Origin of the sequence: Sphaerotilus sp. (assembly GCF_031429695.1) — a bacterium.
GTDB lineage: Bacteria > Pseudomonadota > Gammaproteobacteria > Burkholderiales > Burkholderiaceae_C > Sphaerotilus.
Map to the genome: position 1 here is coordinate 18215 of NZ_JANPAB010000011.1, position 25106 is coordinate 43320.

Genomic DNA, 25106 nt, shown 5'->3' on the forward strand with positions numbered 1-25106 from the left:
CCCCGCCATGTCGCAAACCACTTTGCATCCCATGCTCAACATCGCCATCAAGGCCGCGCGTGCGGCCGGAGCGATCATCAACCGGGCCAGTCTCGACGTCGACCGCCTGACCGTCACCAGCAAGGGGCCGAACGACTTCGTCACCGAAGTCGATCAGGCGGCCGAGCGCACCATCATCGAGACCCTGCTGACCGCCTACCCGGACCACGCCATCCTCGCCGAGGAATCTGGCCGTTCGATGGGCTCGCAGACCAGCGATTACGTCTGGATCATCGATCCGCTCGACGGCACCACCAACTTCATCCACGGCTTCCCGCAGTACGCGGTGTCGATCGCGCTGGCGTTCAAGGGCAAGGTCGAGCAGGCCGTCGTCTATGACCCGGCCCGCAACGACCTGTTCTATGCCACCAAGGGCCGCGGCGCCTTCATGAACGACAAGCGCCTGCGCGTGTCCAAGCGCATCCGGCTGGCCGACGCGCTGATCGGCACCGGTTTCCCCTTCCGCAAGGGCGACAACTTCAAGCGGTACATGAAGATCATGGAAGAGCTGATGCCGCTGTGCGCCGGCCTGCGCCGACCGGGGGCTGCGGCTCTGGACCTGTGCTACGTGGCGGCGGGCTGGTACGACGCCTTCTTCGAGACCGGGCTGCACCCCTGGGACGTGGCGGCCGGCTCGCTGATCGTCACCGAGGCGGGTGGTCTGGTCGGCAACTTCACGGGCGAGGCGGATTTTCTGTACCAACGTGAAATCCTGGCCGGCTCGCCCAAGGTGTACGCGCAACTGGTGCCCATCCTGGCGCAGTACACCCGCGTGATCACCGAGGACGACACGGCCCCGGTGGTCACGTCGTCGGCCCCGGTCACGCCCAAGACCCGTGCCACCAAGGTCCGCGCCAAGACCACCGCGACCGGCGCAGCCACACTGACACCGCTGGACGTGTTCATCGCCGAGACGCAACCCGAGCTGGTGGCAGAACTCGCCGCCGAGGAAGCCGCGGAGCAGGCCGCCGAGAAGCCGGTGTTCGACATCCCGCTGTCGCCCGCCGCCGCGCTGGCCGCTGCGTTCGAGCCGATGCCCGATGCCGACGCCGCACCGGCCCCGGTCGTGACGATCCGCAAGCCAACGCGCATCAAGAAGGAAGACATGCCGCCGAAGGAAGAGCCGGCACCGGAGCGCAAGCGCAGCCGCCGCGACGACGCACCGTTCTGAGCGACGGAAGGTTCTGACGTGGCCAGCACCGACCAGCACACGCCGATGATGCAGCAGTACCGGGGCCTGAAAGCCGATTTCCCCGACACCCTCCTGTTCTACCGGATGGGGGATTTCTACGAAGTCTTCTTCGACGACGCCCGCAAGGCGCACCGCCTGCTCGACATCACGCTCACCACCCGCGGCCAGAGCGCGGGCGAGCCGGTGGTGATGGCGGGCGTGCCGGTGCAGGCGCTGGAGAGCTACCTCGCCAAGCTGATCCGGCTGGGCGAATCGGTGGCGATCGCGGAGCAGGTCGGCGAGGTCGGCACAAGCAAGGGGCCGGTCGAGCGCAAGGTGGTGCGCGTGGTCACACCGGGCACGATCACCGACACCGAGCTGCTCAGCGAGCGCGAGGACACGCGGCTGCTGGCGCTGGCCGTGCGCGGCAGCGGGTCGGCGCAGGTGTTCGGGCTGGCATGGCTCGCGCTCGCCAGTGGGCAGCTTGGATTGACCGAGTGCAGCGAACGCGAACTCGGCGCGTGGCTGGCCCGGTTGTCGCCCGCCGAGGTGCTGGTCAGCGGCGAGCTGAACGCCGAGAAGCGACCCGCCGCGCTGCGCCAGCTCACCGTGCCGGTGATCGGCCGACCACACTGGCAGTTCGACCCGGCGCTCGGCGAGCGCAAGCTGCGCGAGCAGTTGAAGGTCGCGCACCTGGCCGGCTTCAATGCGCAGGATCTGCACGCCGCCCACGCCGCCGCCGCCGCGCTGCTGGGCTACGCCGAACACACGCAAGGCCGCGCGCTGTCGCACGTCAACGCGCTGACGGTGGAGCGCGCCAGCGAGCTGCTGGAGCTGCCGCCCGCCACGCACCGCAATCTGGAGCTGACGCAGACGCTGCGCGGCGAGGCGGCGCCGACCTTGCTGTCGCTCCTGGACACCTGCCGCACGGGCATGGGCAGTCGGGCGCTGCGCCAGTGGCTGACGCACCCGATGCGCGACAGGGCCGTCGCCCGCAGCCGCCACGGTGCCATCGCCGCGCTGATCGACACCCGCGCCGCCGAACCACTGCGCGATGCCTTGCGCCACGTCAGCGACGTGCAGCGCATCACCGCCCGCACGGCACTGCGGCAGGTCCGGCCGCGTGAACTCGCCGGCCTGCGCGAGACGCTGGCGACGCTGCCCGGTCTGCGCCAGCGCGTGCCGGACGACGCACCGCTGCTGAAGGCAATGCACGCCGCACTGACCCCGGACGCCGCCATCGCCGACCTGCTCACCCGTGCCATCGCCGAAGAGCCGGCCGTGCTGCTCCGCGATGGCGGCGTGATCGCCGGCGGCTTCGACCCGGCACTCGACGAACTGCGGGCCATCGCCACCAACTGCGACACCTTCCTGCTCGACCTCGAAACCCGCGAGCGGGCGCGCACCGGCATCCACAACCTGCGCGTGCAGTACAACAAGGTCCACGGCTTCTACATCGAGGTCACCACCGGCCAGGTGGACAAGGTGCCGCTCGACTACCTGCGCCGCCAGACGCTGAAAAACGCCGAGCGCTACATCACGCCGGAACTGAAGGCGTTCGAGGACAAGGCGCTGTCCGCCCAGGAACGCTCGCTCGCCCGCGAGAAATGGCTATACGAGCAGGTGCTGGACGCGCTGATCCCGCACCTGAACCCGCTGTCCGAACTCGGCCGGGCGCTGGCCAGCCTCGACGCGCTCGCCGCGCTGGCCGAGCGGGCGCAGACGCTGAACTGGTGCGCGCCCGAGTTCGTCTCGCACCCCTGCCTCGACATTGAACAAGGCCGCCATCCGGTCGTCGAAGCCCGCTTGGCCGAAACCGGCGGCGGCAACTTCATCGCCAACGACTGCCGGCTCGACTCGGCGCGGCGCATGGTCATCCTCACCGGCCCGAACATGGGCGGCAAGAGCACGTTCATGCGGCAAGTGGCGCTCACCGTGCTGCTGGCGGCGGCCGGCTCGTATGTCCCGGCCGCACGCTGCCGCCTCGGGCCGATCGACGCGATCCACACCCGCATCGGCGCAGCGGACGACCTCGCGAACGCGCAATCCACCTTCATGCTGGAGATGACCGAGGGCGCGGCCATCCTGCACAGCGCCACCGAGCACTCGCTGGTGCTGATGGACGAGATCGGCCGCGGCACCTCGACCTTCGACGGCCTGGCACTCGCCGGCGCGATCGCCACGCACCTGCACGACCGCAACCGCGCCTTCACCCTCTTTGCCACCCACTACTTCGAGCTGACCGAGTTCCCCACCCGCCACCGCCACGCCGTGAACATGCACGTCTCGGCGGCCGAGTCCGGCGACGACATCGTCTTCCTGCACGCGATCGAGCCGGGGCCGGCCAGCCGCAGCTACGGCGTGCAGGTGGCGCGGCTGGCGGGGATGCCGGCGGCCGTCCTGCGGCAGGCGCGGCAGACACTCGACACGCTCGAAGCGCAGCAGCACGCGGGCGAGGCGCAGATCGACCTGTTCGCCCCGGCGCCCGAGCCGGAACCGGCTCCGCTGGCGCCGCCTCTGGCTGTTGCGCCGGTACCGACGGACCCGCTCGCCGCCGACGTGCTGCAAGCCTTGCGCGCACTCGACCCTGATACGCTCACCCCACGTTCCGCGCTCGACGCGCTCTATCAACTCCAGGCTCTCGCCACCCGCACCCCATGACGTACTGTGTCGGCATCCGGTTGAACGCCGGTCTCGTGTTCCTCTCCGATTCACGCACCAACGCGGGGCTCGACGCGATCAGCACCTTCCGCAAGATGATGGTCTACGAGAAGGCCGGCGACCGTTCCATGGTGCTGCTGTCGGCCGGCAACCTGAGCATCTCGCAGTGCGTGCGCGAGATCCTGCAGACCGAGAAGATCCCTGCGGCCGACGGCAGCGAACCCATCACCATCTGGAACGCCAGAAGCATGTTCGACGCGACCCGCGTGCTCGGCTCGGCGGTGCGGCGCGTCTACGAAACCGACGGCAAGGCGCTCCAGAACGCTGGCATCGACTTCAACTGCTCGATGATCTTCGGCGGCCAGATCGGCGACGAGGCGATGCGGCTGTTCCTGGTCTATTCGGCCGGCAACTTCATCGAGGCCACCCGCGAAACGTGCTTCTTCCAGGTCGGCGAGTCCAAGTACGGCAAGCCCATCCTCGACCGCGTGCTCACGCCCGACACCCCGCTCGACGAGGCCGCCAAATGCGCGCTGGTGTCGATGGACTCGACGCTGAAGTCGAACCTGTCGGTCGGCCTGCCGCTGGATCTGCTGGTCTACCGCAACGGCGAGCTGAAGGCCGACCGCATTGTCTGCATCGACGACAAGAACCCCTACTTCAAGATGATCCACGACACCTGGGGCCAGCGCCTGCGCGAGGTGTTCGAGGGCATCGACGACCCGGCGTGGAACGGCGATGCCGCCGAGTTCCCGCTGATGCAGGAGTCCGACCGCTACGAATCCATGCGCAAGATCACCCACCCGGGCGAGCGCATCGTCTGACCCAGCCAGGAGCCACCACCATGCAGCCCGGCGTCATTGTCTTCAGCCACGGCAACAGCTTTCCTGCGGGAACGTACGCCCGGCTGTTCGCGCACTGGCGTGCGGCGGGCTGGCAGGTCGAGGCGGTCGAGAAATTCGGCCATGACCCGCATTACCCGGTGACTAGCAACTGGCCGCGATTGCGCGACCAGCTGATCGACTTCGTGGACGGACTGGCGCTGGACGCGCCGGTGGTCTTTGTCGGGCACTCCCTGGGCGGCTTCCTGAGCCTGAAGGCGGCGCTGAAGCGGCCGGACCTGGCGCGGGCCGTGGTGCTGCTGGACTCACCGGTGCTGGCCGGCTGGAAAGCACACAGCGTGCGCGTCGCCAAGGCGACGCGGCTCATCCAGCGTGTCTCACCGGGCAAGACCGCGGCGCGTCGGCGCCACCACTGGGATTCGGTGGACGAGGCCCGGGCACATTTCGCAGCCAAGCACGTCTTCGCCCGCTGGGATCCGCTCGCGCTGGAGGACTACCTGCACGCCGGGCTCGAATCCACACCGCAAGGCGGCGTGCAGCTCGCCTTCGACCGCCAGATCGAAGCGCGCATCTACAACACGCTGGCGCACAACCTGGCGGACGTGCTGCGCCGCCATCCGCCGCGCTTTCCGGTGGCCTTCATCGGTGGCACGCAGTCACGCGAGGTGCGTCAAGTCGGGCTGGCGGCAACGCGGGCGCTGGTGCGCGAGCGTTTCGAGTGGATCGAAGGCACGCATCTGTTCGCGCTGGAACACCCCACCGAGACGGCAGAGCGCGTGCTGGCGCTGATCGGCACGTTCTAGGCGCAGCCGGCGGCACCGTTCAGCCCACGCGCCGCCAGACCACGCACCGGTTGTTCGCCGGCATCGCCCGATCCTCGACCAGTTCCAGCCCTGCCGCACGGGCCAGCGCATCGACCAGCTCGAATTCGCGCACGCCCCGCTGTGGGTCCGACGCGCGCAGCGAGACGTCGAACGCGGCGTTGCTGGCGCTGGTGTGCTCGCCCAGGTACTTGAACGGGCCGTAGGCGATCACCAGCCCGCCCGGCGTCAGCACCGAGGCCACACGCTCGAAGAAGGCCTGCACCTCCGTCCAGCCCATGATGTGCAGGGTGTTGGCGGTGTAGACGGCGTCGTACTGCACCGTCGGCCAAGCACCAGCGACATCCAGACAGAGCGGCGCAGGCGTGTTCGGCAGCGCCGCGTCGGCGAGCCACAGGCAGATGCCGGGGAGGTTCGCGCGCACATCGGATGTCTGCCAGCGCAGGTGCCGGAGCGTTGCAGCAAAATGCACCGCGTGCTGCCCGGTGCCGCTGCCCACCTCCAGCACCGTGTGTCGATCGGCCAGCAAGGCCCGCAGCACCGCGAGGATGGGTTCGCGGTTGCGGTCACAGGCGGGTGCAAAGGGCTTATCGACGGTCATGGTGAGAACATCGGTCAATGGATGGAAGCTGGCACACCGGAAAGTATCACTGCTGCAGTGCAGCAAGGCTGACTAGAATGCCTCAGACCTCTGCAAAACGGGGGTCCGAACCTGAAAAATATTCGCCTGGAGACCCTGATGAGCGTTCACGCCCAGCCCGCCTCGAACTCGAACAGCCGCAAGCCTGCCACCCTGCATTCCCTGCGCGCGATGCACGCACGAGGGGAGAAGGTCACCATGCTGACCGCCTACGACGCCACCTTCGCGCGTCTGGCGGACGAGTCCGGACTCGACACGCTGCTGGTCGGTGACTCGCTGGGCATGTTGCTGCAGGGCCACAGCAGTACCATTCCGGTGACGCTGGACGAGATGGTCTACCACACGCGCTGCGTGGCCAGCGGGCTGCAGGGCGGTGGCGCGGCTTGGCTGGTGGCCGACCTGCCCTTCGGCAGCTACCAGCAGGGTGTGGCACAGGCGATGGCCTCGGCCACCGCGCTGATGCAGGCCGGCGCACAGATGGTCAAGCTCGAAGGCGGGGGCTGGACGGCCGAGGTGGTGCGCTACCTGGTCGATCGGGGCGTGCCGGTGTGTGCGCACCTGGGCCTGACGCCGCAGAGCGTGCATGCGCTGGGCGGCTACCGCGTGCAGGGCCGCGATGCCGACAGCGCAGCCCTTCTGCGGCGCCACGCGAAGGAACTTGCCGACGCGGGCGCAGCGATGATGGTGCTGGAGCTGATGCCGACTGCCGTGGCCGCTGCCGTGCAGACCGACAACCCCGCGATGATCACCATCGGCATCGGCGCCGGCCCGGACACTGCCGGTCAGGTGCTGGTGCTGCACGACATGCTGGGCGTCACCCGCGGCAAGCTGCCACGCTTCGTCCGCAACTTCATGGCCGAAGGCGGCAGCATCGAGGACGCACTGCGCCGCTACGTCGCCGCCGTGAAGGACAGCAGCTTCCCCGACCGGATCGCCCACGCCTACGCCGCCGCCTGACCCCGACGTCCCAGCCTGAACCATGACCATGCGTGTTCTCCACACCCTCGCCGAACTGCGCGCCGCACTGGCCGACAGCGCCCGCCCCGCCTTTGTGCCGACGATGGGCAACCTCCACGATGGCCACCTGAGCCTGATCCGGCAGGCGCGTTCACTGGTCGGTCCGGACGTGCTGGTGGTCGCCAGCATCTTCGTGAACCGCCTGCAGTTCGGCCCGAACGAGGACTTCGATCGCTACCCGCGCACGCTGGCACGCGACTGCGAATTGCTCGAAGGTGCCGGCTGCGACCTCGTGTTCGCGCCCGACGAGCGCGAGCTGTACCCCGCACCGCAGACGTTCAAGGTGGTGCCCGACGCGGCGCTGGCCGATCTGCTGGAAGGGCATTTCCGGCCGGGGTTCTTCACGGGCGTGTGTACCGTCGTGATGAAGCTGCTGCAGTGCGTGCAGCCGTCGGTGGCGGTGTTCGGCCGCAAGGACTACCAGCAGCTCATGGTGATCCGGCGCATGGTGGAGCAGTTCGCGATGCCGGTGCGCATCATCGCGGGCGACACGGCGCGGGCGGGGGATGGCCTGGCACTGTCGTCGCGCAACGGCTACCTGAGCGAGGTCGAGCGCGCCGAGGCGGTGCAACTGTCGATCGCGCTGCAGGCGATGCAGGTGGCGGTCCAGGCCGGCGAACAGGACGTGGCGGCGATCGAATCCCGCGCCATGGCGACGATGGCCGCCCGCGACTGGAAACCCGATTACATGACGCTGCGCCGCCGTGCCGACCTGCTGGCACCGACCGCAGACGATCTGGCGCAAGGCACGCCGCTGGTGGCGCTGGCGGCGGCCAAGCTGGGTGCGACACGGTTGATCGACAACCTGGAAATCTGAGTCCCGGAACACGCTTAGCCGGGGCAGCCGCGGCCCATGCGGGCGGCAATGGCGAAGGCGTTGGCTAGGGCGTCCACATTGGCGCGGCCGAGTCCGGCGATGTCGTAGGCGGTGCCGTGGGCCGGTGTCGTGATGACCACCGGCAGGCCGCCCTGCACCGTGACCCCCTGGCTGAAGCCCATCAGCTTGAGAGCGATCTGGCCCTGGTCGTGGTACATCGTGACGATGGCGTCCAGCTCGCCGTCACGTCCGCGCAGGAAGATGGTGTCGGGCGAAAACGGCCCCACCACTGGCATCCCCAGCCCGTTCAACTCGGCCACGGCCGGCGCGATCACCTCGATTTCCTCCCGGCCGCAGGTGCCGCCGTCGCCGTTGTGCGGGTTGAAGCCGGCCACGGCCACGCGCGGGGCGGGCACCCCATTCGCCTGCAGCGAGCGGTAGATCAGCGTGGTGGCCTCGACGATGCGCTGCTGCTCGATGTACTTCGGCACGTCCTTCAGCGGCACATGCGAGCTGATGCGCGAGGTCCACAGGCCGTTCAGGGTGTTGAACTCGCAGAAGTAGCCAGTCACGCCCAGGTACTCGGCGAAGTGGTGCAACTCGTCGTCGTGCCGCAGGCCGCCTTGTTTCATCGCGTGCTTGTTGAGCGGGGCGAAGGTGATGGCGTCGATCTGGCCGGCCCGCGCCGCGTCCATGCAGCGGTCTAGCACCCGGAGCACCGCCGCGCCACCGGCCGCCTGCGCCTGGCCGCGCTGCACCTGCCCGGGTTGCACGGTGTCCATCGCCAGGAAAGCGGGTTTCTCCGTGTCGGGCCGCCCTCGGACTTCGTCGAACGAGGCCACGGGCGCCAGTTCGACCGCCGTGCCGGCGATGCGCTGGCCCTCGTCCCACAGCCAGCGGTCGCCGACCAGCACGGTGTTGGCCTGCGCCGTGGTCTGCGGCCGGGCCAGCAGCCGAGCGATCAGTTCCGGGCCGATGCCCGCAGGGTCGCCCAGCGTCAGAGCGACGACAGGCGGCGTGGAAGCAATCATGTTCAGGTCTCTCAGTCCAGCCGGATGCCACGTTTCTTGATGACCTCGGCGTAACGCTTGTTCTCGGCCGTGTGGAAGGCGGCGAACTCGGCTTGGCTCATCGGCGCAATGTCGGAGCCGATGGCGGCCAGCCGGGTGCGTGTGTCGGGCAGGGGCAGCAGCTTGTTGACCTCTTCATGCACCCGCTGCTGCACTGTCAGAGGCGTTGCAGCCGGCATGTAGACGCCGTACCAGGCGCTCATCTCGACGCCCTTCACGCCCGCCTCGGCGAGCGTCGGCACGTCGGGCAACTGCGGGTTGCGCTGGGCGGCGGCCACGGCGAGTGCCTTGACCTTGCCGCTGCGGATGTGGCCGATCACCGAAGCCAGCGTGTCGAAGCTCATCTGCACCTGGCCGCCCATCAGGTCGATCAGGGCGGGCGCGCTGCCGCGGTAGGGGATGTGCGTGATGAAGGTGCCGGTCGCGTCCTTGAACAGTTCGGCGGCGATGTGCTGCGTGCTGCCGCTGCCGCTGGAGGCGTAGTTGAGCTTGCCAGGCTGCGCCTTCGCCAGCTTGACGAGGTCGGCCACGCTGCCCACGCCCAGCCCGGTGTTGACCACCAGCACATTGGGCACCGCCCCGACGAAGGCGACCGGCACCAGATCCCGCTCGTTGTCGTAGGCCAGCTTGAGCAGGTGCGGCGCGATCGCGTGCGCGGTGGACACGCCCATCACCATCGTGTGGCCATCGGTGGACTTGGCGACCACGTCGGCCGCCAGCGTGTTCGAGGCGCCGGGCCGGTTCTCGACGACGACGGTCTGCTTCAGCGCCGGCCCGAGCTTGTCGGCCACGGCCCGCGCCATCACGTCCGTGCCACCGCCGGGCGAGGAGCCGACCAGCAGGCGCAGCGACTTGGTCGGCCACTCCTGGGCGTGGGCACTGGGGGTCATCACCATGGTCAGCAGCAGGCTGCCGAGCAGCGTGACGGCCTGTTGGCGTCGGGACAGCATCTTCATCGGGAACCTTCCTTCATGGTCAGGGAGCCATCACGTCGCGGGTGCCGCGGTGGACGTGGTCGAGGTGTTGCTGAACCGCGGCGGCCGCGGCATCCGGGTCGCCGGCGCACAGTGCGGCAACGATGCGTTCGTGGTCCGCGACGCTGTGGGCGATGGCCCCTGGCCGCTGCAGCGCCAGGCGCCGGAATTCCAGCGCGTAGCCGTAGAAGTCAGACACCACGTCAGCCAGCAGGCCGTTGCCGCAGGCGTCGTAGAGAACGCTGTGGAACGCCTGGTCGGAAATCTGGAAGCGCACCGGGTCGTCCAGCATCGTGCGCTGTTCCCCGACCAGCGCCTGCAGGCGGGCCAGTGGCGCGGGCTCGATGCGCTGGGCGGCAAGCCGGATCACCTGCACCTCGACGGCGGCGCGGGCCTCGGCCACCTCCTCCAGCGAGCGGTGCCGGAGCCCGCCCAGCACGCCGACCGACTCGTGCAGCGGCATCGGGCCGGGGCCGAGCACGCGGGTGCGGGCGCCCTGGTTCACCTCGATCATCTGGCGCGCCTGCAGCACGCCGATGGCGGCGCGCACCGTTTCCCGCGAAACACCCAGCGTCGCCGCCAGCTCGCGCTCGGAGGGCAACTCGTCGCCGGCACGCAGCAGGCCGGAGTGGATCATGTAGGCGAGCTTGTCGCTGATCTGCTCCTTGACGGTGCGCTTGGCGATGTCTCCTTTGTCACCGGGGACGCGGGCGATGAGTTCCATGGGGCGGTGGGTTCAAACTGGTCTGCCTATCATGCCAGCAGACCAGTGGAGCGCATTCGGATCAACCCTCAGCCGATGCGGCCGATCTGGTGCGCGGCCCGGTGCAGGTGGGCGATGAAATGCCGCATCGCCGGCTTGAGCGCGGTGTCGGTGCGGGTGATCGCTCCGATCGACAGATCCAGCGTCCCGTCCACCAGCGGCGGCATGACCAGGAACGGCGCCGCCGCCGGGTGCAGCGCCAGCGGGCGTGGCATCAGGCCCACGTAGTCGCCGCTGCCGATCAGCGACAGCAGCCCTAGCGTCGAGTTCACCGTCGCGCCGACCTGTGGCGGCTGCAGGCCGTGCTGCTCGAACAGGCGGCGGGCGTAGCCGGTGACCCCTGACATGCCGGTGTAGACCCAGCGCGCCTCGCGCAATTCGCTCAGCGAACGCGCCTCGGCCAGCGGGCTGCCTCGGCGCACGACCACCACCATCGTCACCGGCATCAGCACCTCGGCGTGGAACTCGCCCGGCGGCAGGTGGTCCGGGATCGGGCCGAGCGCGATGTCCACGTCGCCCCGGCGCAGGTTGGTGAGCTGCTCGATGTACAGCTCCTCGCGGATCTGCAGATGCACGTCGCGGAACTCGCGGCTGAAGGTGCGCACCGCCTCCGGGATCAGCAGCATCACCGCCATCGGCACCGCCCCGATGCGCAGCTCGCCGACCATCTGCCCGCCCAACTGCGCGATCTCCTCGACCGCCCCCGACAGCTCGCGCACCGCCACGCAGGCCCGTTCGTAGAGCACCTTGCCCTGCGTGGTCGGCACGACGCCGGTGGTCGAGCGCGTCAGCAGCGTCGCCGACAGCTCGCGCTCCAGCTCGCGCACCATCTTGGTCAAGGCCGGCTGCGACACCCCGACGCGGCGGGCGGCGGCGCGCAGGCTGCCCTCCTCGATGGCGGCGATCAGGGCGCTGAGGGTGGTCAGTTTCATGCCCGCCATGATAACCACAGGTTATCGCGTGCCGGTCCCTTGCATCTTCTTTGGAACAGGGTGGTTTCCTAGACTTTGCGGTGCATCAAGACCACCGCAGAAATCCCCTTCCAGGAGACATCCCCATGACCGCCTCGCTCACTGCAGCCGCCCCGTTTCACCGCCGCCCGGTCCTTTGCGCCGCGCTGACCGCCGCCGCCCTGTTCGGCGGGTGGTCCGGCACCGCCTCGGCCCAGGAGGTCGTGACGCTCAAGGTCCACCACTTCCTGCCCGCCGGCTCCTACGCCCAGACGCTGTTCATCCAGCCCTGGTGCGACAAGATCGCCAAGGAGTCGGCGCAGAAGATGAAGTGCCAGATCTACCCGTCGATGCAGCTCGGCGGCACGCCCGGCCAGCTCATCGACCAGGTGCGCGACGGCGTGGTGGACGTGGTGTGGACGCTGCCGGGCTACACGCCGGGTCGCTTCCCGCGCATCGAGGTGTTCGAGCTGCCGTTCATGATGCAGAACCCCGAAGCCACCAGCAAGGCGGTCTGGGACTACGTGCAGCAGCAGGCGCCCAACGAGTTCAAGGACGTGCATGCGCTGGCCTTCCACGTCCACGGCGACGGCGTGTTCCACATGCGCGACAAGCCGATCCGCACGCTGGCCGACTTCAAGGGCCTGAAGCTGCGCGCCCCGACCCGCCAGACCAACAAGTTCCTGGCCGCGCTCGGCGCCACGCCGGTGGCGATGCCGGTGCCGGCGGTGGGCGAGGCGATCTCCAAGGGCGTGATCGACGGCGCGGTGGTGCCTTACGAGGTCGTGCCGTCGGTGAAGATCCAGGAGCTGGTCAAGTTCCACTCGGAGACCGACCCGGTCGAGCCGGCGTTCTACACCTCGGCCTTCCTCTTCGCGATGAACAAGGCGCGCTACGACGGCCTGCCCGCCGACCTGAAGAAGGTGATCGACGCCAACAGCGGCCAGGCGCTGTCCGGCCAGGTGGGCAAGACCTTCCTCGCCGCCGATGCCGAAGGCAAGAAGCTCACCGCCCGCAACACCACCAACGTGATCCCGAAGGAAGAGCTGGCCCACTGGAAGAAGGCCGGCCAGCCGGTGATCGACGCCTGGGTGTCGGACCTGAACGGCAAGGGCGCCAACGGCCAGCAACTGCTCGACGCCGCCCGCGCGCTGATCGCCCAGCACAGCCGCTGAACACCGGAGCCTCGCCATGCAAGAACCGATACCCGGCGTCACGGACGCCGGCCCGGGGGCCGAATTCGGCCCTGCGGGCAAGGCCCTGCTCGCCGTGAGCAAGGCCGCCGCCATCGCCGGCGGGCTGATCTTCGTCGCGCTGGTCGTGATGAGCATCGTCTCGATCGTGGGCCGCAAGCTCGCCTCGATGCCGGTGCCCGGCGACGTGGAGGTGCTGCAGATGTGCGCGGCCTTCGCCTGCGCCGCCTTCTTCGCCTACTGCCACCTCACGCACAGCGACGTGAAGGTGGACTTCTTCACCGCCAAGGCCAGCCCGGCCACCGTCCACCGCCTCGACGCCTTCGGCTCGCTGCTGTTCGGCACGGTCGGCGCGCTGCTGGCGTGGCGCTCGGCCGCCGGGGCGCTGGTCGTGCGGGCGTCAGAAGAGACCAGCATGATCCTCGGCTGGCCGCTCTGGGTCGCGCAGGCGCTGATGGTGCCGGGGCTGGTGCTGATGGCGCTGGCCGGTTTCTACATGGCGGTCCACCACCTGGTGCAGGCCGGCCGTGACACGGGGAGCGCAGCATGAGCGGCATCGCCATTGGAGGATGGATCTTCGCGGTGCTGATGGTGCTGCTGGTCCTGCGGGTGCCGATCGGCATCGCGATGTTCGTGTCGGGCGCGGGGGGTTACCTCTACCTGACCGGCGACAGCGCGCCGCTGCTCAACACGCTCAAGCAGACTGCCTACGCGCGGCTGTCGAACTACGACCTGGTCGTGATCCCGCTGTTCCTGCTGATGGGTCAGTTCGCCACCCACGGCGGGCTGTCCAAGGCGCTGTTCCGCTTCGTCGCGGCCTTCATGGGCCACTGGCGCGGCGGGGTGGCGATGGCGTCGATCGGCGCGTGTGCGGGCTTCGGCGCGATCTGCGGCTCGTCGCTGGCGACCGCCGCGACGATGGGCCAGGTCGCGCTGCCCGAGCTGAAGCGTTACGGCTACGCCGGCAGCCTCGCCACGGGGGCGCTGGCCGCCGGCGGCACGCTGGGCATCATGATCCCGCCGTCGGTGCCGCTGGTGATCTACGCCATCCTGACGCAGGAGTCGATCGGCAAGCTGTTCATGGCCGCCGTGCTGCCGGGCGTGATCGCGATGCTCGGCTACATGCTGGTGGTGCAGATCATGGTGCGCCTGAACCCGGCCGCTGGTCCGGCCGGCCCGGTCGTGCCATGGAACGAGCGGCTCAAGGCGCTGGCGCAGGTCACGCCGGTGCTGCTGGTGTTCCTGGTGGTGATCGTCGGCATCTACGGCGGCTGGGCCAACCCGACCGAGGCCGCCGCGATCGGTGCCGCCGCCTGCGGCGTGCTGGCCATCGTGTCTGGCGGTCTGCGCGCACGCGGTCTGCTGGCCTGCGCATTGGGCACGGCACAAGCCACCGCGATGATCTACCTCGTGCTGCTCGGCGCCGACATGCTCAACAGCGCGCTGGCCCTGTCGCAGATGCCGGTCGAACTCGCCGCCTGGGTGCAGGCGCAGCACCTGCCGTCGATGCTGGTGATGGTGGTGATCCTGCTGATCTACATCTTCCTCGGCTGCGTGATGGACTCGCTGGCGATGATCCTGCTGACCATCCCAATCTTCTACCCGGTGGTCATGGGCCTGGAGTTCCACGGCCTGAGCGCCACCGACAAGAGCATCTGGTTCGGCATCCTCGCGCTGATGGTGGTCGAGATCGGGCTGGTGCATCCGCCCGTGGGCATGAACGTCTACATCATCAACCGGCTGGCCAAGGACGTGCCGCTGACCGAGACCTTCAAGGGCGTGATTCCCTTCCTGCTGTCGGATCTGGTGCGCATCGTCGTGCTGCTGGCCTTCCCCTCGATCGCGCTGGTGCTGGTGCGCACCTTCGGCGGCTGAGCGACAGCTCGGCAGCACAGACCACAGGAGACCAGCACATGGCCCGCATCATCGGAGGCCTCGGCGCCTCGCACTCGCCCACCATCGGCTTCGCCAAGGACACCGGCAAGCAGGACGACCCGGCCTGGAAGCCGATCTTCGACGGCTTCGACGTGCTGCGCGACTGGGTACACGCGCAGCGCATCGACGTGATCTTCATGGTCTACAACGACCACGTCACGTCCTTCTTCTTCGACCACTACTCGGCCTTCGTGCTGGGCATCGACGACCAGTACGCCGCCGCCGACGAGGGTGGCGGCCCGCGCGAAGTGGCACCCGCGCGCGGCCACCTCGGGCTGTCGCAGCACATCGCGACGGCGATGGTGGCCGACGAGTTCGACCTGTCCTTCTTCCAGGGCAAGCCGGTGGACCACGGCCTGCTGTCGCCGCTGTCGATGCTGGGCGACGCCAGCGACCCCTGGCCGGGGCAGATCGTGCCGCTGCAGGTGGGCGTGCTGCAACTGCCCGTGCCCAGCGCCCGGCGCATGTGGAAGCTGGGCCAGACGCTGCGCCGCGCCGTCGAGAGCTACCCCGAGGACTTGCGGGTCGCCGTCATGGCCACCGGCGGCCTGTCGCACCAGGTGCATGGCGAGCGCGCCGGCTTCCTCAACGAGATCTGGGACGCCGAGTTCCTCGACCTGCTGGAGAAGTCGCCCGAGACGCTGGTGAACATGCGCATTGCCGAGTACGCGGCCAAGGGCGGCATGGAAGGCGCCGAGGTCACCATGTGGCTGATCATGCGCGGCGCCCTGTCCCGTGACGTGCGCCTGGTCCACAAGCAGACCTACGCGCCCTCGGTGACCAACATCGCCACGCTGGTGTTCGAGGATCTGGGCGGCGCACCCGACCCCGACGCCACCGCCGCCTACCGCCGCCACATCGGCCGCGAGCTGGAAGGCACCGACGCCCTGCCCGGCACCTACCCGTTCACCCACGCGCGCAGCCACGCCAACCTGCGGCTGAACGCCTTCCTGCACGACCTGGTGATCCCCGCGCACCGCACACGCTTCGTTGATGATTTCGAGGCCCTGGCCACCGAGCGCGGCCTGACCGAGGACGAGAAGGCGCTGGTGCGCGAGCGCCGCTGGATCGAGATGGTCCGCCGGGGCGTGAGCTTCTTCGTGCTGGAGAAACTGGCTGCCGTGCTGGGGGTGCCCAACCCTGCCGTGTACGCCGCCTTCCGGGGCGAGACCCTGGCGGAGTTCCTGGCCACGCGCAAGGTGCCGCTGACCTACTCGGTGGCCGGTGGCAGCAAGGCCAAGGCCATGGACAACCGCTGAGGCCGACCGCTGAGGTCATCCGTCCTCCCCCTTTCCTTTTCCCTTCGATTTCATCAGCAGGCCGCCAACGGCCAAGGAGACAACACCATGAACTTCCTGAACTTCCCTTCTCAACGCCGGGCCGTGGCCCTGGCGATCACGGTCCTGGTCGGCGGCGGACTCAATGTCGCCTGCGGTGGCGGCACCGACACCACGACCCCCACGACCGAGGTAGCCGGCGCCGGCGTCTACGACAGCCAGTTGGCCTTTGACAAGACCAGGTACACGACGATCACCGTCACGCTCGACGGCGTCGCCACGCCCGTGCGCTGGTACCGCGAGGTCTGCTACGTCGGCAAGCCGATGAAGCTGGCGCCGACACAGGCCAATCTGGGCGCCCCGCTGGCCGTGGACAACCAGACCTGCGGCTACCAGAACATGAACATCTTCGTTCGCGAGGTGGATGCGGCCAAGCAAGACAACGCCATCTTCCTGAACGTCAACAACGCTGGCTGGTTTGCCAGCTACCAGGGCGGCCTGAGCGGCTGGAATGGCACGGACGCCATCACTGCCACCAACTACAAGGGCGCCGACATCGTCAACGGCGGCACCTACGTCAGCAACAACGACACCGACAAGAAGGGGGCCGCACTCGCCCGTGGCTTCGTGTACGTCACCATCGCGTCGCGCAGCCGGGGTGCCAGCGCGCCAGCAGGCGTCTTCGACGACGGCCTCTACCAGGGCAAGGCCCCGGCGGCCATCGTCGATGCCAAGGCGGCCGTGCGCTACCTGCGCCTCAACGACGGCCTCATGCCGGGCAACGCCAGCCGCATCGTGGTGAACGGCACCAGCGGCGGCGGTGCGCAAAGCACCCAGCTCGGCGCCACGGGCGACCATGCGGACTACCTGCCCTACCTGAAGGCCATCGGTGCCGCCGGCGTCGATGCGAGCGGCCGGAGTTCGCTCAGCGACAGCCCCTACGCCATCGTCGCCTACTGCCCCATCCAGGACATGGGCAGCGCCGACCTGGCCTACGAATGGATGTTCAACGTGCTGAACACGCGCGCGCTGGTCTCGGCCGACCAGAAGGCGGGGCTGATCGTGGACACGACCGGCGCTGAACTGGTCCGCGCCGCGAATCCCGATCCCACCGGCAGCCGGGAACTGATGAACAAGTTCGTGGCCTACCAGGCCGGCCTGGGTCTGAAGACCGCCGATGGCACCGCGTTGACCACCGACAACATGCTGGCGGCACTGCAAAGCGAGATCCGGAGCGCGGCCAGTGCCTACGTCAAGTCGGGCAAGGCGATCGTCGCCTACAACGCCAACGGCACGGCTGCTGCCAATGGCGTGGCCGGCGGCAGCGGCACGCTCGCCTACAAGAACGATTTCATCGACGTGGATGCCAGCGGCAACGTCACGTACTTCAATCTGTCGAACTACCTCAAGTTCGTGGCCAAGCAGGCGCGGTTGAAGGCCATGTCGAGCTTCGACCAGGTCGGGCAGACGGCCATCCTGGCGACGACGGCGACGGCCGACACCACCAGCACAGGCGCTGTCATCTACGGCAACTACCACGGCGGCGAGTCCAACCTGTTCGGTACCGCGGCCCAGGTCTATTCCAACTTCACCGAATACGCCTGGAACAACAACAACGGCGGCGATGCCGTCAACGCCGCGCAGAGTGACGTGGGCTTGCGCAACACGGGTTACACCTGGGCCGGCAACCCGCAGAAGGACTTCCTGCTGAACCAGTACAAGCTGATCAACGCACTGCCCTATGTCGGCAAGACCGAGGGCATCACGACGCACTGGCGCATCCGCAATGGCGCGCGTGACCGCGACACGTCCTTCACCGTGGCCTACAACCTCAGCCGCGCACTGAAGGCGGATGCCAAGGTCAAGGATGTCGATTTCGCCCTGCACTGGGACCAGGGGCACGCCGGCAACTATGACGTGCAAAGTGCCTTCACCTGGATCGACCAGCGGCTGGCCTCCGGCAACTGAGGCCCGGCGGGTCAGGACGCGGCCGGCACACAATGAGGCCATGCACCTCTTCGACGAACCCAAGATCGACAGCCACTGCCACGTCCTCGACCCGGCCCGTTTCCCCTACGCGCAGGACGTGGCCTACCGCCCGGCCGGGCAGGAAATGGGCACGCTCGACCAGTACGTCCAGGTCATGGACGCCTACGGGATTCGCCATGCGCTGCTGGTCGGGCCGAACTCGGGCTACGGGCTGGACAACCGCTGCCTGCTCGACGCGCTGCAGCGGCACCCGGACCGCTTCCGGGGCATCGCCGTCGTGCGCAACGACACGTCGCTGGGCGAGCTGAAGCGGCTGCGCGAGGCGGGCGTGGTCGGCGTGGCCTTCAACGCGGCGCTGCTCGGCACCGCGTTCTACGCCGACACCGGCCCGCTGCTGCGCCGGCTGGCCGAGCTGGACCTGTTCGCGCAGGTGCAGGTCGAGCACGACCAGCTCGTCACGCTGCAGCCGATGCTGGTCAGCAGCGGCGCCCGCCTCCTGATCGACCACTGCGGCCGACCCGCCCCCGGTGCGGGACTCGACCAGCCTGGTTTCCAGGCACTGCTGTCGCTGGCGCGCACGCGGCGGGTGGCAGTGAAGCTCTCCGGTTTCCAGAAGTTCTCGATCCAGCCGCCGCCGCACAACGATGCGCTGGTCTACGTGCGCGCCCTGCTCGATGCGTTCACGCTGGATGCGTGCTTCTGGGCCTCGGACTGGCCGTTCCTGAAGGCGCCGCAGCGCATCGACATGGGGCCGCTGATCCAGCAGGTGGAGCGGCTGCTGCCCGATCCGGCCGAGCGGGCGCGGCTGTGGTGGGAGACGCCGCGGCGGTGGCTGGGATTCTGAGCGCCGTCAACACCCTGCCCTGCATTCACCTGCGCCCCAACGCCACATCCCACAACGCCCCACCACCCCGCCACCGATGAACCACCTCGACCTGCGCTACGCCGACACCTCGCCCCGGCATGTCCTCGACCTCTACCTGCCCGACACCTCCCCGCCGCCGGGCGGCCACCCGCTGATCGTCCACATCCACGGCGGCGCCTGGCGGGTGGGCGACAAGCGTGACCGCCAGTTGCACGCACCCCAGCAGATGCTGGCGCAGGGCTACGCGCTGGCAGCGGTCAACTACCGACTCTCGGGTGAAGCGCAGTTTCCGGCACAGATCCACGACGTGAAGGCCGCGATCCGCTGGCTGCGCGGGCATGCGGCCGAGTACAGGATCGACCCGCAGCGCGTGGCGGCCTGGGGTGGCTCGGCGGGCGGGCATCTGGCATCGCTGGTCGGCACGAGTGTCGGGGTGGCGGAACTGGACGACCTGACGCTCGGCCATCCGCACGAGCGCAGCGACGTGCAGGCAGTCGTCTCGTGGTTCGGACCGACCGATTTCCTGAAGATGGATGTCTACCTGCGCCAGACCGGCTGCGGCACGCCCGACCACGGCGCGTCGGATTCACCCGAGAGCCAGTTGCTCGGGGCACCGATCGCCGAGGTGCCGGACGCCGTACGGCGCGCCAATCCCGAGAGCTGGCTGCGGCCAGACTGCCCGCCGTTCCTGCTGCAGCACGGCACACGCGACCACCTCGTGCCCTACCAGCATTCGGTGCGGCTGGCGGATCGGATCGACGAGGTAGCGGGGGCGGGGCGGGCGCGGCTGACGCTGCTGGAGGGGGCGCGGCATGGGGGGGCGGCGTTCGAGTCGGCGGAGAATCTGGTGATCGTGGCCGGGTTCCTGCGCGAACACCTGGGCTGACCTGCCGGGTCAGGGTCGTTGTTTCATTTCAGCAGCGATGACACCAGGGAGCTGAAGCGCCATCCGCTCATCTGTTCACCTTCATGGCCCGTGCCTTGATCGACCCAGGGCAGATTGAGCACGTCGTAGACCGGCCGCCAGATGAACCGATCCCCGTCTGCCGGGCTGCCATCGGGTGCCAGCACGCGCAACTGCATCCGCGGATTGGGCAGGTAGTACCCGTTCATGATTCGCGCCCAGAGCTGGCGTGACGGCCGGTAGCTGCTGTCGATTTCGGCACGGGCCAGCACGCTGCTGACGTAATCGCGCTTGCGCCGCTGGGCCGACCACAGGTGCAGCGGCAGCCGGTCGAGCGTCAGGCGCAGGTGGTCGTTGAAGAAACCTCGGCGGTAGACATAGGCCGGCTCGGGTCGCTGCAACACCCTTGAACCGAGCGTCTTGAAGCCGGCCAGCATCACCGACAGCACCCAGTACTCGGCCTGCTGCGGCACCAGCCGGACCAGCCGCTGCGCCGTCTGCACGTCCAGCGCCGCCGGCATCAGCCGCTCGGCCAGCCCGGTCAGGGCGCGCTCGGCGAACGCGGCGTCCTCGCCCGCCCGGTTCAGCGCCAGCCACCAGGCGGTGTGGCCGTACTCGTCGCGCTGGTCCACATCGGCGCCCCGGGCCAGCAGCGCATCGACGAGTTCGAGGTTGCCCGACCGCGCCGCCATCATCAGCGGGGTGGCGCCTTCCGGGACGCGGTGGTCCACGCCGTACTGGTCGCACTGGCGCAGCACGTCCTTGAACTGGCGACCGGCCCACGGCTGCAGGTGCCGCTGGCGCACGGGGTCGGGGCCGCGCAGTGTCGGCGCAAACGTGGGCACCGCCGTGACGATCGCCTCGATCGGGCGGTGCTGGCCATGCCACTGGGCGTATTCATAGACCGCGTTGCGCTGCTTGGACGACGGGTATTTCGGATCGACCACCTTCGGCAGCAGCTCCCGCGCCCACGCCTCGGACCACGGCGTCCACGGCGGTGTCGGGCGCTTCAGGAACGCCTCGCGGATCGCTTGCGCCTGCTCCTGCTTGCCCTGGAGTTCGAGCCGGCGGGCTTCCTGTGCCCATTCCTCCTTCGACGACGTGGCCACCGCGCCCGTCATTGCCACCTCGCCCGGCTTCAGGTCCAGCAGTTGCAGCAGCGGGTGCCCCGTGTCCTGCTCGACCAGCGTCAGTGTCTCGACTGCGCGGGTGAGCGCGACGTAGAAGGCGTTGACATAGAACTTGTACAGCTCCAGCGACTTGTCGGCCTTGTCGCGGGCGCGGCGGTAGGCGAGGTCTTCCCCCTGCAGGTCGGCCGGGGTCACGCCGTCGCAGAGGTCGGCGTAGGCGGTGCGCTGGTCGGAGACGAGGCGGTAGAGGATGACGTGCGGGTACTCCAGCCCCTTGGCCTCGTGGACGCTGAAGACCAGCGGCGTGTGCAGCACCTGCCGGGCGGCGGCCTTGTCCTCGTCGCGCAGCACGATGACGGGGTGGCGGGCGGTGGCGCGGGTGGGGGTGTCGAGGTCGCGCAGCAGGCTGTCCTTCGTCGGAATCAACCGCACCGACCCTTCCTCGGTGGTCGCCGGCCGGACCAGGAAATTGCTCTCGCGGTCGATCGAGCCGAAGCGGGCGTGCTTGATCTTCAGCACCGCGTTGGCGAGCTGCGTCACGGCGCGGGTGTTGCGGAAGTTGGCCTGCAGCACCGACAAGTCCTGGCGCTGCGCGGCGGCACCGGCCAGCCCGTGCCAGAACAGCGTGCGCACGGCGGCCCACGAGAAGAAGTTCGGATGCACGATCTGGTTCGAATCGCCGCACAACAGGAACTGCCCCGGCACCTTCAGCAGCGCCAGCACCAGCGCGAGCTGCACAGGCGTCAGATCCTGCACCTCGTCGATGAGCACGAAGTCGTAGGTGGGGGTGGCCAGCGCGTGCCACTCGTGCGCGACGAGGTTGAGGTCGAACTGGCCGGTTTCGCGCAGCCAGTCGCGGTACTTGCCGAACAGGCCATGCACGGCGTCGCGGGCATCGGGGCCGAACAGCGACTGGCGCGGGCCGAGCGTGCGGTAGGCGTCGAGCGTCAGCGGCCCGCCCGCCGCGCTGCCGATGACACCACGGAATTCCTCGAACAGCGCGTGGGCATCGGCGTCGCCGAGCGTCGTGCGCAGGGCTTGGCGGTGGCGCTGCACCCACGCCGCGAAGGCCAGGTAGCTGACCTCGCGCCCGTCCGGCACACGCAGCGTTTCCAGCAGCTCGCGGTAGCTGAGGAACTCCGGCTCCTGGTGCGGGTTCTCGTAACCGTGGCTGGCGTAGAGGGCGCGGGCCGACTGGGCGAGGTAGGCCGAATGCGTCACGTACAGCACCGACCCGCTCGCCTCGCGCAGCTTGGACAGCGTCACCGCCGTCTTGCCCGATCCCGCCGAGCCGACCACCACGACCGGCACGGGCAGGCGCCGCACGGCCTCCTGCGTCTCGTCGAAGAAGATCGGCTTGTCGAGGAGTTCGAAGGTGGGGCCGGCTGCGGCCTTGGTCGTCGGCGTGGTCGCACTGGGCAGCCAGCGTAGCGGCACGACCTCGGCCGCGGGCAGCGTGGCGAGATCGGCGGGCGGCGGCTCGGCGTCCAGCTTGGCCTCATCGATCACGGTGCCGCGCAGGAAACGCGATTTTTCGTAGGCATGGTTCTCGATGACTTCAAGCGCCAGACAGACCGTCTCGTCCCCGCGCCGGGCGAACTGCAGCAGCAGGCGGTTGCTGTCGTCGAGCTTGGCGCGCCAGTACGGGGCGGGGCCGGAACCTGCCGAGAGCTTGCGGATCTGGGCGGAGCGGAAGTCGCCGGATTCGATCGCCTTGCGGAACTTGTCGAAGGCGGGGCGCACGCGGCGCAGGTTCAGGTCTTGGTAGGTGAGGACGCGCATGGGGCGGGATCGTAGCGGCAGAATTCACTCTCCACATGACCTACGCCCGCGTCTTCCAGTCCGGCAACAGCCAAGCCGTGCGCCTGCCCAAGGACTTCCGCTTCGAGGTCGATGAGGTCGAGATCCTGCGCCAGGGGGAGGATGTCGTGCTGCGGGTGCCGAGGCGGTCGGCGGCGGTGGCGTTCGATGCGCTGGCCGCGATGCCGGAAGATTTCATGGCGGAGGGACGAGACGATGCGCCGCCGCAAGAGCGGGACTCCAGCGTGCCGCCCATGCCCTCCACGTAGTGCCGCAGCCAAGTCCTCTTGCGTCTGCTCGGTGGCGGTGCGCAGATCCTTGAGCGTGGCCAGTTGCTGCGCCCGCTGCTCGATGCGCGCCCTGCGTTCTGCGGGCAGCGCGGCAATCACGTCATCGAGTTTTCTTGCCATGGCGAGGCTACTGTCGGGGGTTGGAAGTGAGGATCGAACGCGACTGCGACGCGCCAGACTTGACCTTGCCAGTCGAAGCGCATCTCTTTCATGTTGGTGTGCGCCGAACCCTTCAGTCAGCCGACGGACAGTCCGGCGCCACCGTTGCGGGCCACGTCGACGGCGACCTCGCGCACGAGCAGGGCGATCTCCCGAGCCGCGCGGTCGCCGGATTTTCGGGGGGCGTGCACCAGGCAGACGTGCCCGATCATCGCGGGCTCGACCACCCTGGCTGCGCTCAGGCGGCCAGCACGGACGTCATCAAGGATCGAGATCTCCAGCAACAGCGCGTAGCCGCCGCGCCGAGCGACGAGGGTCTTCATCAGATCCAGCGAATCCACCTCAGCGATGACGTCGAGCGTCACGGATCGCTTGCGCGCCGCCTCTGCAAGTGCCTGCCGACTTGATGCTGGGCCAGGCAGGATCAGCGGCACCTCGTGCAAGCTGGAGAACGCGACCTCGCCGGTCCGGGTAAGGCGATCGCCCGGAGCGGCGACGACGCACAGCGGAGAACTCATGACCAGCAGGTGATCGTCCGCCAGCCCGCTGTCGGTGCCATGCCGAATCACGAAGCCCAGGTCGACGCTGCCATCGGCAACCCATTGTTCGATCTGTCCGCTCATGCCTGTCACGACATGGAGGCGCACCTCGGGATAGCGCTGGCGGGCCAGCAGCAGCACGGGGGCCAGCAGGCGTGCGGCCAGGGTCGCGACGCAGCCGATGTGCACGACACCACGGCACACGCTGGAGGCACAGGCAACGCCTTCCTTGAAGCGCTCGGCCTCCTGCAGCAACGCCTTCGCATTCGGCAGGATGCGTTGGCCCAGTTCGGTGAGGGCGACACCGCGTCCGGTCCGGTGCAGCAACCTCCCGCCGCACTCGGTTTCCAACGCCGCGAGCTGCCGGCTCAGCGCCGACGGACCCACATGCATCAGCGTGGCCGCCTTCGACAGGCTGCCGCATTCAGCGACCAGGACGAAGATCTCCAGCTTTTCGAAATCCATGAGCGTAGTGGGAAGGCGGCACGAACGCCAATCCTACTGCTGGCGAGGGTGGACTTCGCGTGAGTTCAGCGCAGCGGCGAGCAGGGGATCGGCATCAGCAGAGTCTCGTCCACGCTCTCGACCGCGCGGTGCAACCTTCCGAGCAGCGACTGGACTTCAGGGTCCGACGCGGCCGCCCGATGTGCACGATCGCGTACAGCGCCGGATTCGTAGGCGGCCAGGCGCAACAGCTGGTGGCGGTTACCGGTGTCCGGAGTCGCGTAGAGGATGACGTCCGGGCTGTGACGATCGATCAGCACCGCGCCCTCGTCGGCCATGGTCTGCAGGGCCTCGTCGGCGGTGTCCGGCCAGAAGGTCCACGTGGTGAACTCGAAAAGCCTTGCGCCTGCATCGGCGGACATCTTGGGCATGTCACCCCGGAGCAGACCGCCCACTGGCGAGTAGCTGGTCGGGACCAGCAGGGCATTGCTCTGCTGGAGCAGGGCATCGCTGTCGATCTTCACGAAGTCAGCCCACGCAGGGTCGGCAATCATGCCCGCCCGGCAGCGGTCACGATGGTCCGAGTCTTCGTACATGAAGAACTGGAAGGTGCGGTTCTGGATGCCGCTTTCCGAACGAAGCACACCCAGCGTGCTTCCCAGGTGCTTGCTCGTCAATGCGAACCCGACTTCCTGGTAGCCCTTGAGGAATTTGCGGAACTTTCCAGGCAGATAGGTGTAGGTGCGAAGGTCGATGATCATGGGTATCACTGCGAGTGAAATGCAGCGCCAGTCTAGGAGTCGGCATCAGGCCGCA

General features: G+C 68.6%; 21 protein-coding genes and 1 pseudogene. 14 read left to right on the forward strand and 8 right to left on the reverse strand.

The window, feature by feature from the left end:
- Positions 1–7 precede the first annotated feature (7 nt).
- From RMP06_RS02470 to RMP06_RS02485, 4 genes and pseudogenes are all read left to right on the forward strand, one after another.
- Positions 8–842: pseudogene (locus RMP06_RS02470) on the forward strand (inositol monophosphatase family protein); the annotation flags it as partial.
- Between the two features lie 413 nt (positions 843–1255).
- Positions 1256–3871, forward strand: a complete 2616-nt coding sequence (gene mutS, locus RMP06_RS02475) for a DNA mismatch repair protein MutS (protein ID WP_310460230.1) — start codon at positions 1256–1258, stop codon at positions 3869–3871.
- Positions 3868–4695, forward strand: coding sequence for a proteasome-type protease (locus tag RMP06_RS02480; protein WP_310460196.1), 828 nt, complete (start codon positions 3868–3870; stop codon positions 4693–4695). Before mutS ends, RMP06_RS02480 begins: the two co-directional genes overlap by 4 nt.
- Positions 4696–4715: 20 nt before the next feature.
- Positions 4716–5516: an alpha/beta fold hydrolase gene (locus RMP06_RS02485; protein WP_310460197.1), complete on the forward strand. Its 801-nt coding sequence runs from the start codon at positions 4716–4718 to the stop codon at positions 5514–5516.
- A 19-nt stretch (positions 5517–5535) separates the two neighbouring features.
- On the opposite strand, the gene RMP06_RS02490 is transcribed toward RMP06_RS02485, so the two are convergent.
- Positions 5536–6135, reverse strand: coding sequence for a DUF938 domain-containing protein (locus tag RMP06_RS02490; protein ID WP_310460198.1), 600 nt, complete (start codon positions 6133–6135; stop codon positions 5536–5538).
- Between the two features lie 138 nt (positions 6136–6273).
- On the opposite strand from RMP06_RS02490, the gene panB reads away from it, so the two are divergent.
- The gene (panB, locus tag RMP06_RS02495; RefSeq protein WP_310460199.1) at positions 6274–7131 is read left to right on the forward strand and encodes a 3-methyl-2-oxobutanoate hydroxymethyltransferase; all 858 of its coding nucleotides are present in this window, start codon (positions 6274–6276) and stop codon (positions 7129–7131) included.
- A gap of 28 nt (positions 7132–7159) precedes the next feature.
- Positions 7160–8008 (forward strand): pantoate--beta-alanine ligase, encoded by an 849-nt coding sequence (gene panC / locus RMP06_RS02500; RefSeq protein ID WP_310460231.1) that lies wholly within the window; start codon positions 7160–7162, stop codon positions 8006–8008.
- A gap of 14 nt (positions 8009–8022) precedes the next feature.
- Here the strand turns inward: panC and RMP06_RS02505 are convergent, their stop codons facing one another.
- The 4 genes from RMP06_RS02505 to RMP06_RS02520 all read right to left on the reverse strand — a co-directional run bounded on the left by RMP06_RS02505 (position 8023) and on the right by RMP06_RS02520 (position 11747).
- Complete coding sequence (locus tag RMP06_RS02505; RefSeq protein WP_310460200.1) at positions 8023–9039, reverse strand: 4-hydroxythreonine-4-phosphate dehydrogenase PdxA; 1017 nt, start codon at positions 9037–9039, stop codon at positions 8023–8025.
- Between the two features lie 11 nt (positions 9040–9050).
- The gene (locus tag RMP06_RS02510; RefSeq protein WP_310460232.1) at positions 9051–9974 is read right to left on the reverse strand and encodes a Bug family tripartite tricarboxylate transporter substrate binding protein; all 924 of its coding nucleotides are present in this window, start codon (positions 9972–9974) and stop codon (positions 9051–9053) included.
- A gap of 79 nt (positions 9975–10053) precedes the next feature.
- Positions 10054–10776 carry a FadR/GntR family transcriptional regulator gene (locus RMP06_RS02515; RefSeq protein ID WP_310460201.1) on the reverse strand — a complete coding sequence of 241 codons (723 nt, stop codon included), beginning with the start codon at positions 10774–10776 and terminating at the stop codon, positions 10054–10056.
- A gap of 68 nt (positions 10777–10844) precedes the next feature.
- Positions 10845–11747 carry a LysR family transcriptional regulator gene (locus RMP06_RS02520; RefSeq protein WP_310460202.1) on the reverse strand — a complete coding sequence of 301 codons (903 nt, stop codon included), beginning with the start codon at positions 11745–11747 and terminating at the stop codon, positions 10845–10847.
- 125 nt (positions 11748–11872) lie between these two features.
- Between RMP06_RS02520 and RMP06_RS02525 the strand changes: the two genes are divergently transcribed.
- The 7 genes from RMP06_RS02525 to RMP06_RS02555 all read left to right on the forward strand — a co-directional run bounded on the left by RMP06_RS02525 (position 11873) and on the right by RMP06_RS02555 (position 19910).
- Complete coding sequence (locus RMP06_RS02525; protein ID WP_310460203.1) at positions 11873–12940, forward strand: TRAP transporter substrate-binding protein; 1068 nt, start codon at positions 11873–11875, stop codon at positions 12938–12940.
- Positions 12941–12956: 16 nt separating this feature from the next.
- On the forward strand, positions 12957–13508 hold the full coding sequence (locus tag RMP06_RS02530; protein ID WP_310460204.1) for a TRAP transporter small permease: 552 nt from the start codon (positions 12957–12959) through the stop codon (positions 13506–13508).
- Positions 13505–14833, forward strand: a complete 1329-nt coding sequence (locus RMP06_RS02535) for a TRAP transporter large permease (RefSeq protein ID WP_310460205.1) — start codon at positions 13505–13507, stop codon at positions 14831–14833. The genes RMP06_RS02530 and RMP06_RS02535 overlap by 4 nt, the downstream gene beginning before the upstream one ends.
- Positions 14834–14871: 38 nt before the next feature.
- Positions 14872–16152, forward strand: a complete 1281-nt coding sequence (locus tag RMP06_RS02540) for a gallate dioxygenase (RefSeq protein WP_310460206.1) — start codon at positions 14872–14874, stop codon at positions 16150–16152.
- Positions 16153–16239: 87 nt separating this feature from the next.
- On the forward strand, positions 16240–18138 hold the full coding sequence (locus RMP06_RS02545; RefSeq protein WP_310460207.1) for a subtype B tannase: 1899 nt from the start codon (positions 16240–16242) through the stop codon (positions 18136–18138).
- Between the two features lie 40 nt (positions 18139–18178).
- Complete coding sequence (locus RMP06_RS02550; RefSeq protein ID WP_310460208.1) at positions 18179–19003, forward strand: amidohydrolase family protein; 825 nt, start codon at positions 18179–18181, stop codon at positions 19001–19003.
- A 76-nt stretch (positions 19004–19079) separates the two neighbouring features.
- Positions 19080–19910 (forward strand): alpha/beta hydrolase fold domain-containing protein, encoded by an 831-nt coding sequence (locus RMP06_RS02555; protein ID WP_310460209.1) that lies wholly within the window; start codon positions 19080–19082, stop codon positions 19908–19910.
- A gap of 23 nt (positions 19911–19933) precedes the next feature.
- On the opposite strand, the gene RMP06_RS02560 is transcribed toward RMP06_RS02555, so the two are convergent.
- A complete protein-coding gene (locus tag RMP06_RS02560) occupies positions 19934–22840 on the reverse strand; it encodes a UvrD-helicase domain-containing protein (RefSeq protein WP_310460210.1) in 2907 nt (968 codons plus the stop codon).
- 35 nt (positions 22841–22875) lie between these two features.
- Between RMP06_RS02560 and RMP06_RS02565 the strand changes: the two genes are divergently transcribed.
- Complete coding sequence (locus RMP06_RS02565) at positions 22876–23127, forward strand: antitoxin (protein ID WP_310460211.1); 252 nt, start codon at positions 22876–22878, stop codon at positions 23125–23127.
- Between the two features lie 257 nt (positions 23128–23384).
- Here the strand turns inward: RMP06_RS02565 and RMP06_RS02570 are convergent, their stop codons facing one another.
- Together RMP06_RS02570 and RMP06_RS02575 are read right to left on the reverse strand one after the other, a co-directional pair.
- Positions 23385–24311 (reverse strand): LysR family transcriptional regulator, encoded by a 927-nt coding sequence (locus tag RMP06_RS02570; RefSeq protein WP_310460212.1) that lies wholly within the window; start codon positions 24309–24311, stop codon positions 23385–23387.
- 65 nt (positions 24312–24376) lie between these two features.
- Positions 24377–25051, reverse strand: coding sequence for an NIPSNAP family protein (locus tag RMP06_RS02575; protein WP_310460213.1), 675 nt, complete (start codon positions 25049–25051; stop codon positions 24377–24379).
- Between the last annotated feature and the right edge of the window lie 55 nt (positions 25052–25106).

Coding starts and splice junctions, on each gene's coding strand:
- RMP06_RS02570 (WP_310460212.1), bottom strand. CDS start 24,311: ATGGATTTCGAAAAGCTGGAGATCTTCGTCCTGGTCGCTGAATGCGGC.
- RMP06_RS02490 (WP_310460198.1), bottom strand. CDS start 6,135: ATGACCGTCGATAAGCCCTTTGCACCCGCCTGTGACCGCAACCGCGAA.
- RMP06_RS02485 (WP_310460197.1), top strand. CDS start 4,716: ATGCAGCCCGGCGTCATTGTCTTCAGCCACGGCAACAGCTTTCCTGCG.
- RMP06_RS02535 (WP_310460205.1), top strand. CDS start 13,505: ATGAGCGGCATCGCCATTGGAGGATGGATCTTCGCGGTGCTGATGGTG.
- RMP06_RS02555 (WP_310460209.1), top strand. CDS start 19,080: ATGAACCACCTCGACCTGCGCTACGCCGACACCTCGCCCCGGCATGTC.
- RMP06_RS02560 (WP_310460210.1), bottom strand. CDS start 22,840: ATGCGCGTCCTCACCTACCAAGACCTGAACCTGCGCCGCGTGCGCCCC.
- RMP06_RS02530 (WP_310460204.1), top strand. CDS start 12,957: ATGCAAGAACCGATACCCGGCGTCACGGACGCCGGCCCGGGGGCCGAA.
- mutS (WP_310460230.1), top strand. CDS start 1,256: ATGATGCAGCAGTACCGGGGCCTGAAAGCCGATTTCCCCGACACCCTC.
- RMP06_RS02510 (WP_310460232.1), bottom strand. CDS start 9,974: ATGGTGATGACCCCCAGTGCCCACGCCCAGGAGTGGCCGACCAAGTCG.
- RMP06_RS02575 (WP_310460213.1), bottom strand. CDS start 25,051: ATGATCATCGACCTTCGCACCTACACCTATCTGCCTGGAAAGTTCCGC.
- RMP06_RS02525 (WP_310460203.1), top strand. CDS start 11,873: ATGACCGCCTCGCTCACTGCAGCCGCCCCGTTTCACCGCCGCCCGGTC.
- panB (WP_310460199.1), top strand. CDS start 6,274: ATGAGCGTTCACGCCCAGCCCGCCTCGAACTCGAACAGCCGCAAGCCT.
- RMP06_RS02550 (WP_310460208.1), top strand. CDS start 18,179: ATGCACCTCTTCGACGAACCCAAGATCGACAGCCACTGCCACGTCCTC.
- RMP06_RS02540 (WP_310460206.1), top strand. CDS start 14,872: ATGGCCCGCATCATCGGAGGCCTCGGCGCCTCGCACTCGCCCACCATC.
- RMP06_RS02515 (WP_310460201.1), bottom strand. CDS start 10,776: ATGGAACTCATCGCCCGCGTCCCCGGTGACAAAGGAGACATCGCCAAG.
- RMP06_RS02520 (WP_310460202.1), bottom strand. CDS start 11,747: ATGAAACTGACCACCCTCAGCGCCCTGATCGCCGCCATCGAGGAGGGC.
- RMP06_RS02505 (WP_310460200.1), bottom strand. CDS start 9,039: ATGATTGCTTCCACGCCGCCTGTCGTCGCTCTGACGCTGGGCGACCCT.
- RMP06_RS02545 (WP_310460207.1), top strand. CDS start 16,240: ATGAACTTCCTGAACTTCCCTTCTCAACGCCGGGCCGTGGCCCTGGCG.
- RMP06_RS02565 (WP_310460211.1), top strand. CDS start 22,876: ATGACCTACGCCCGCGTCTTCCAGTCCGGCAACAGCCAAGCCGTGCGC.
- RMP06_RS02480 (WP_310460196.1), top strand. CDS start 3,868: ATGACGTACTGTGTCGGCATCCGGTTGAACGCCGGTCTCGTGTTCCTC.
- panC (WP_310460231.1), top strand. CDS start 7,160: ATGCGTGTTCTCCACACCCTCGCCGAACTGCGCGCCGCACTGGCCGAC.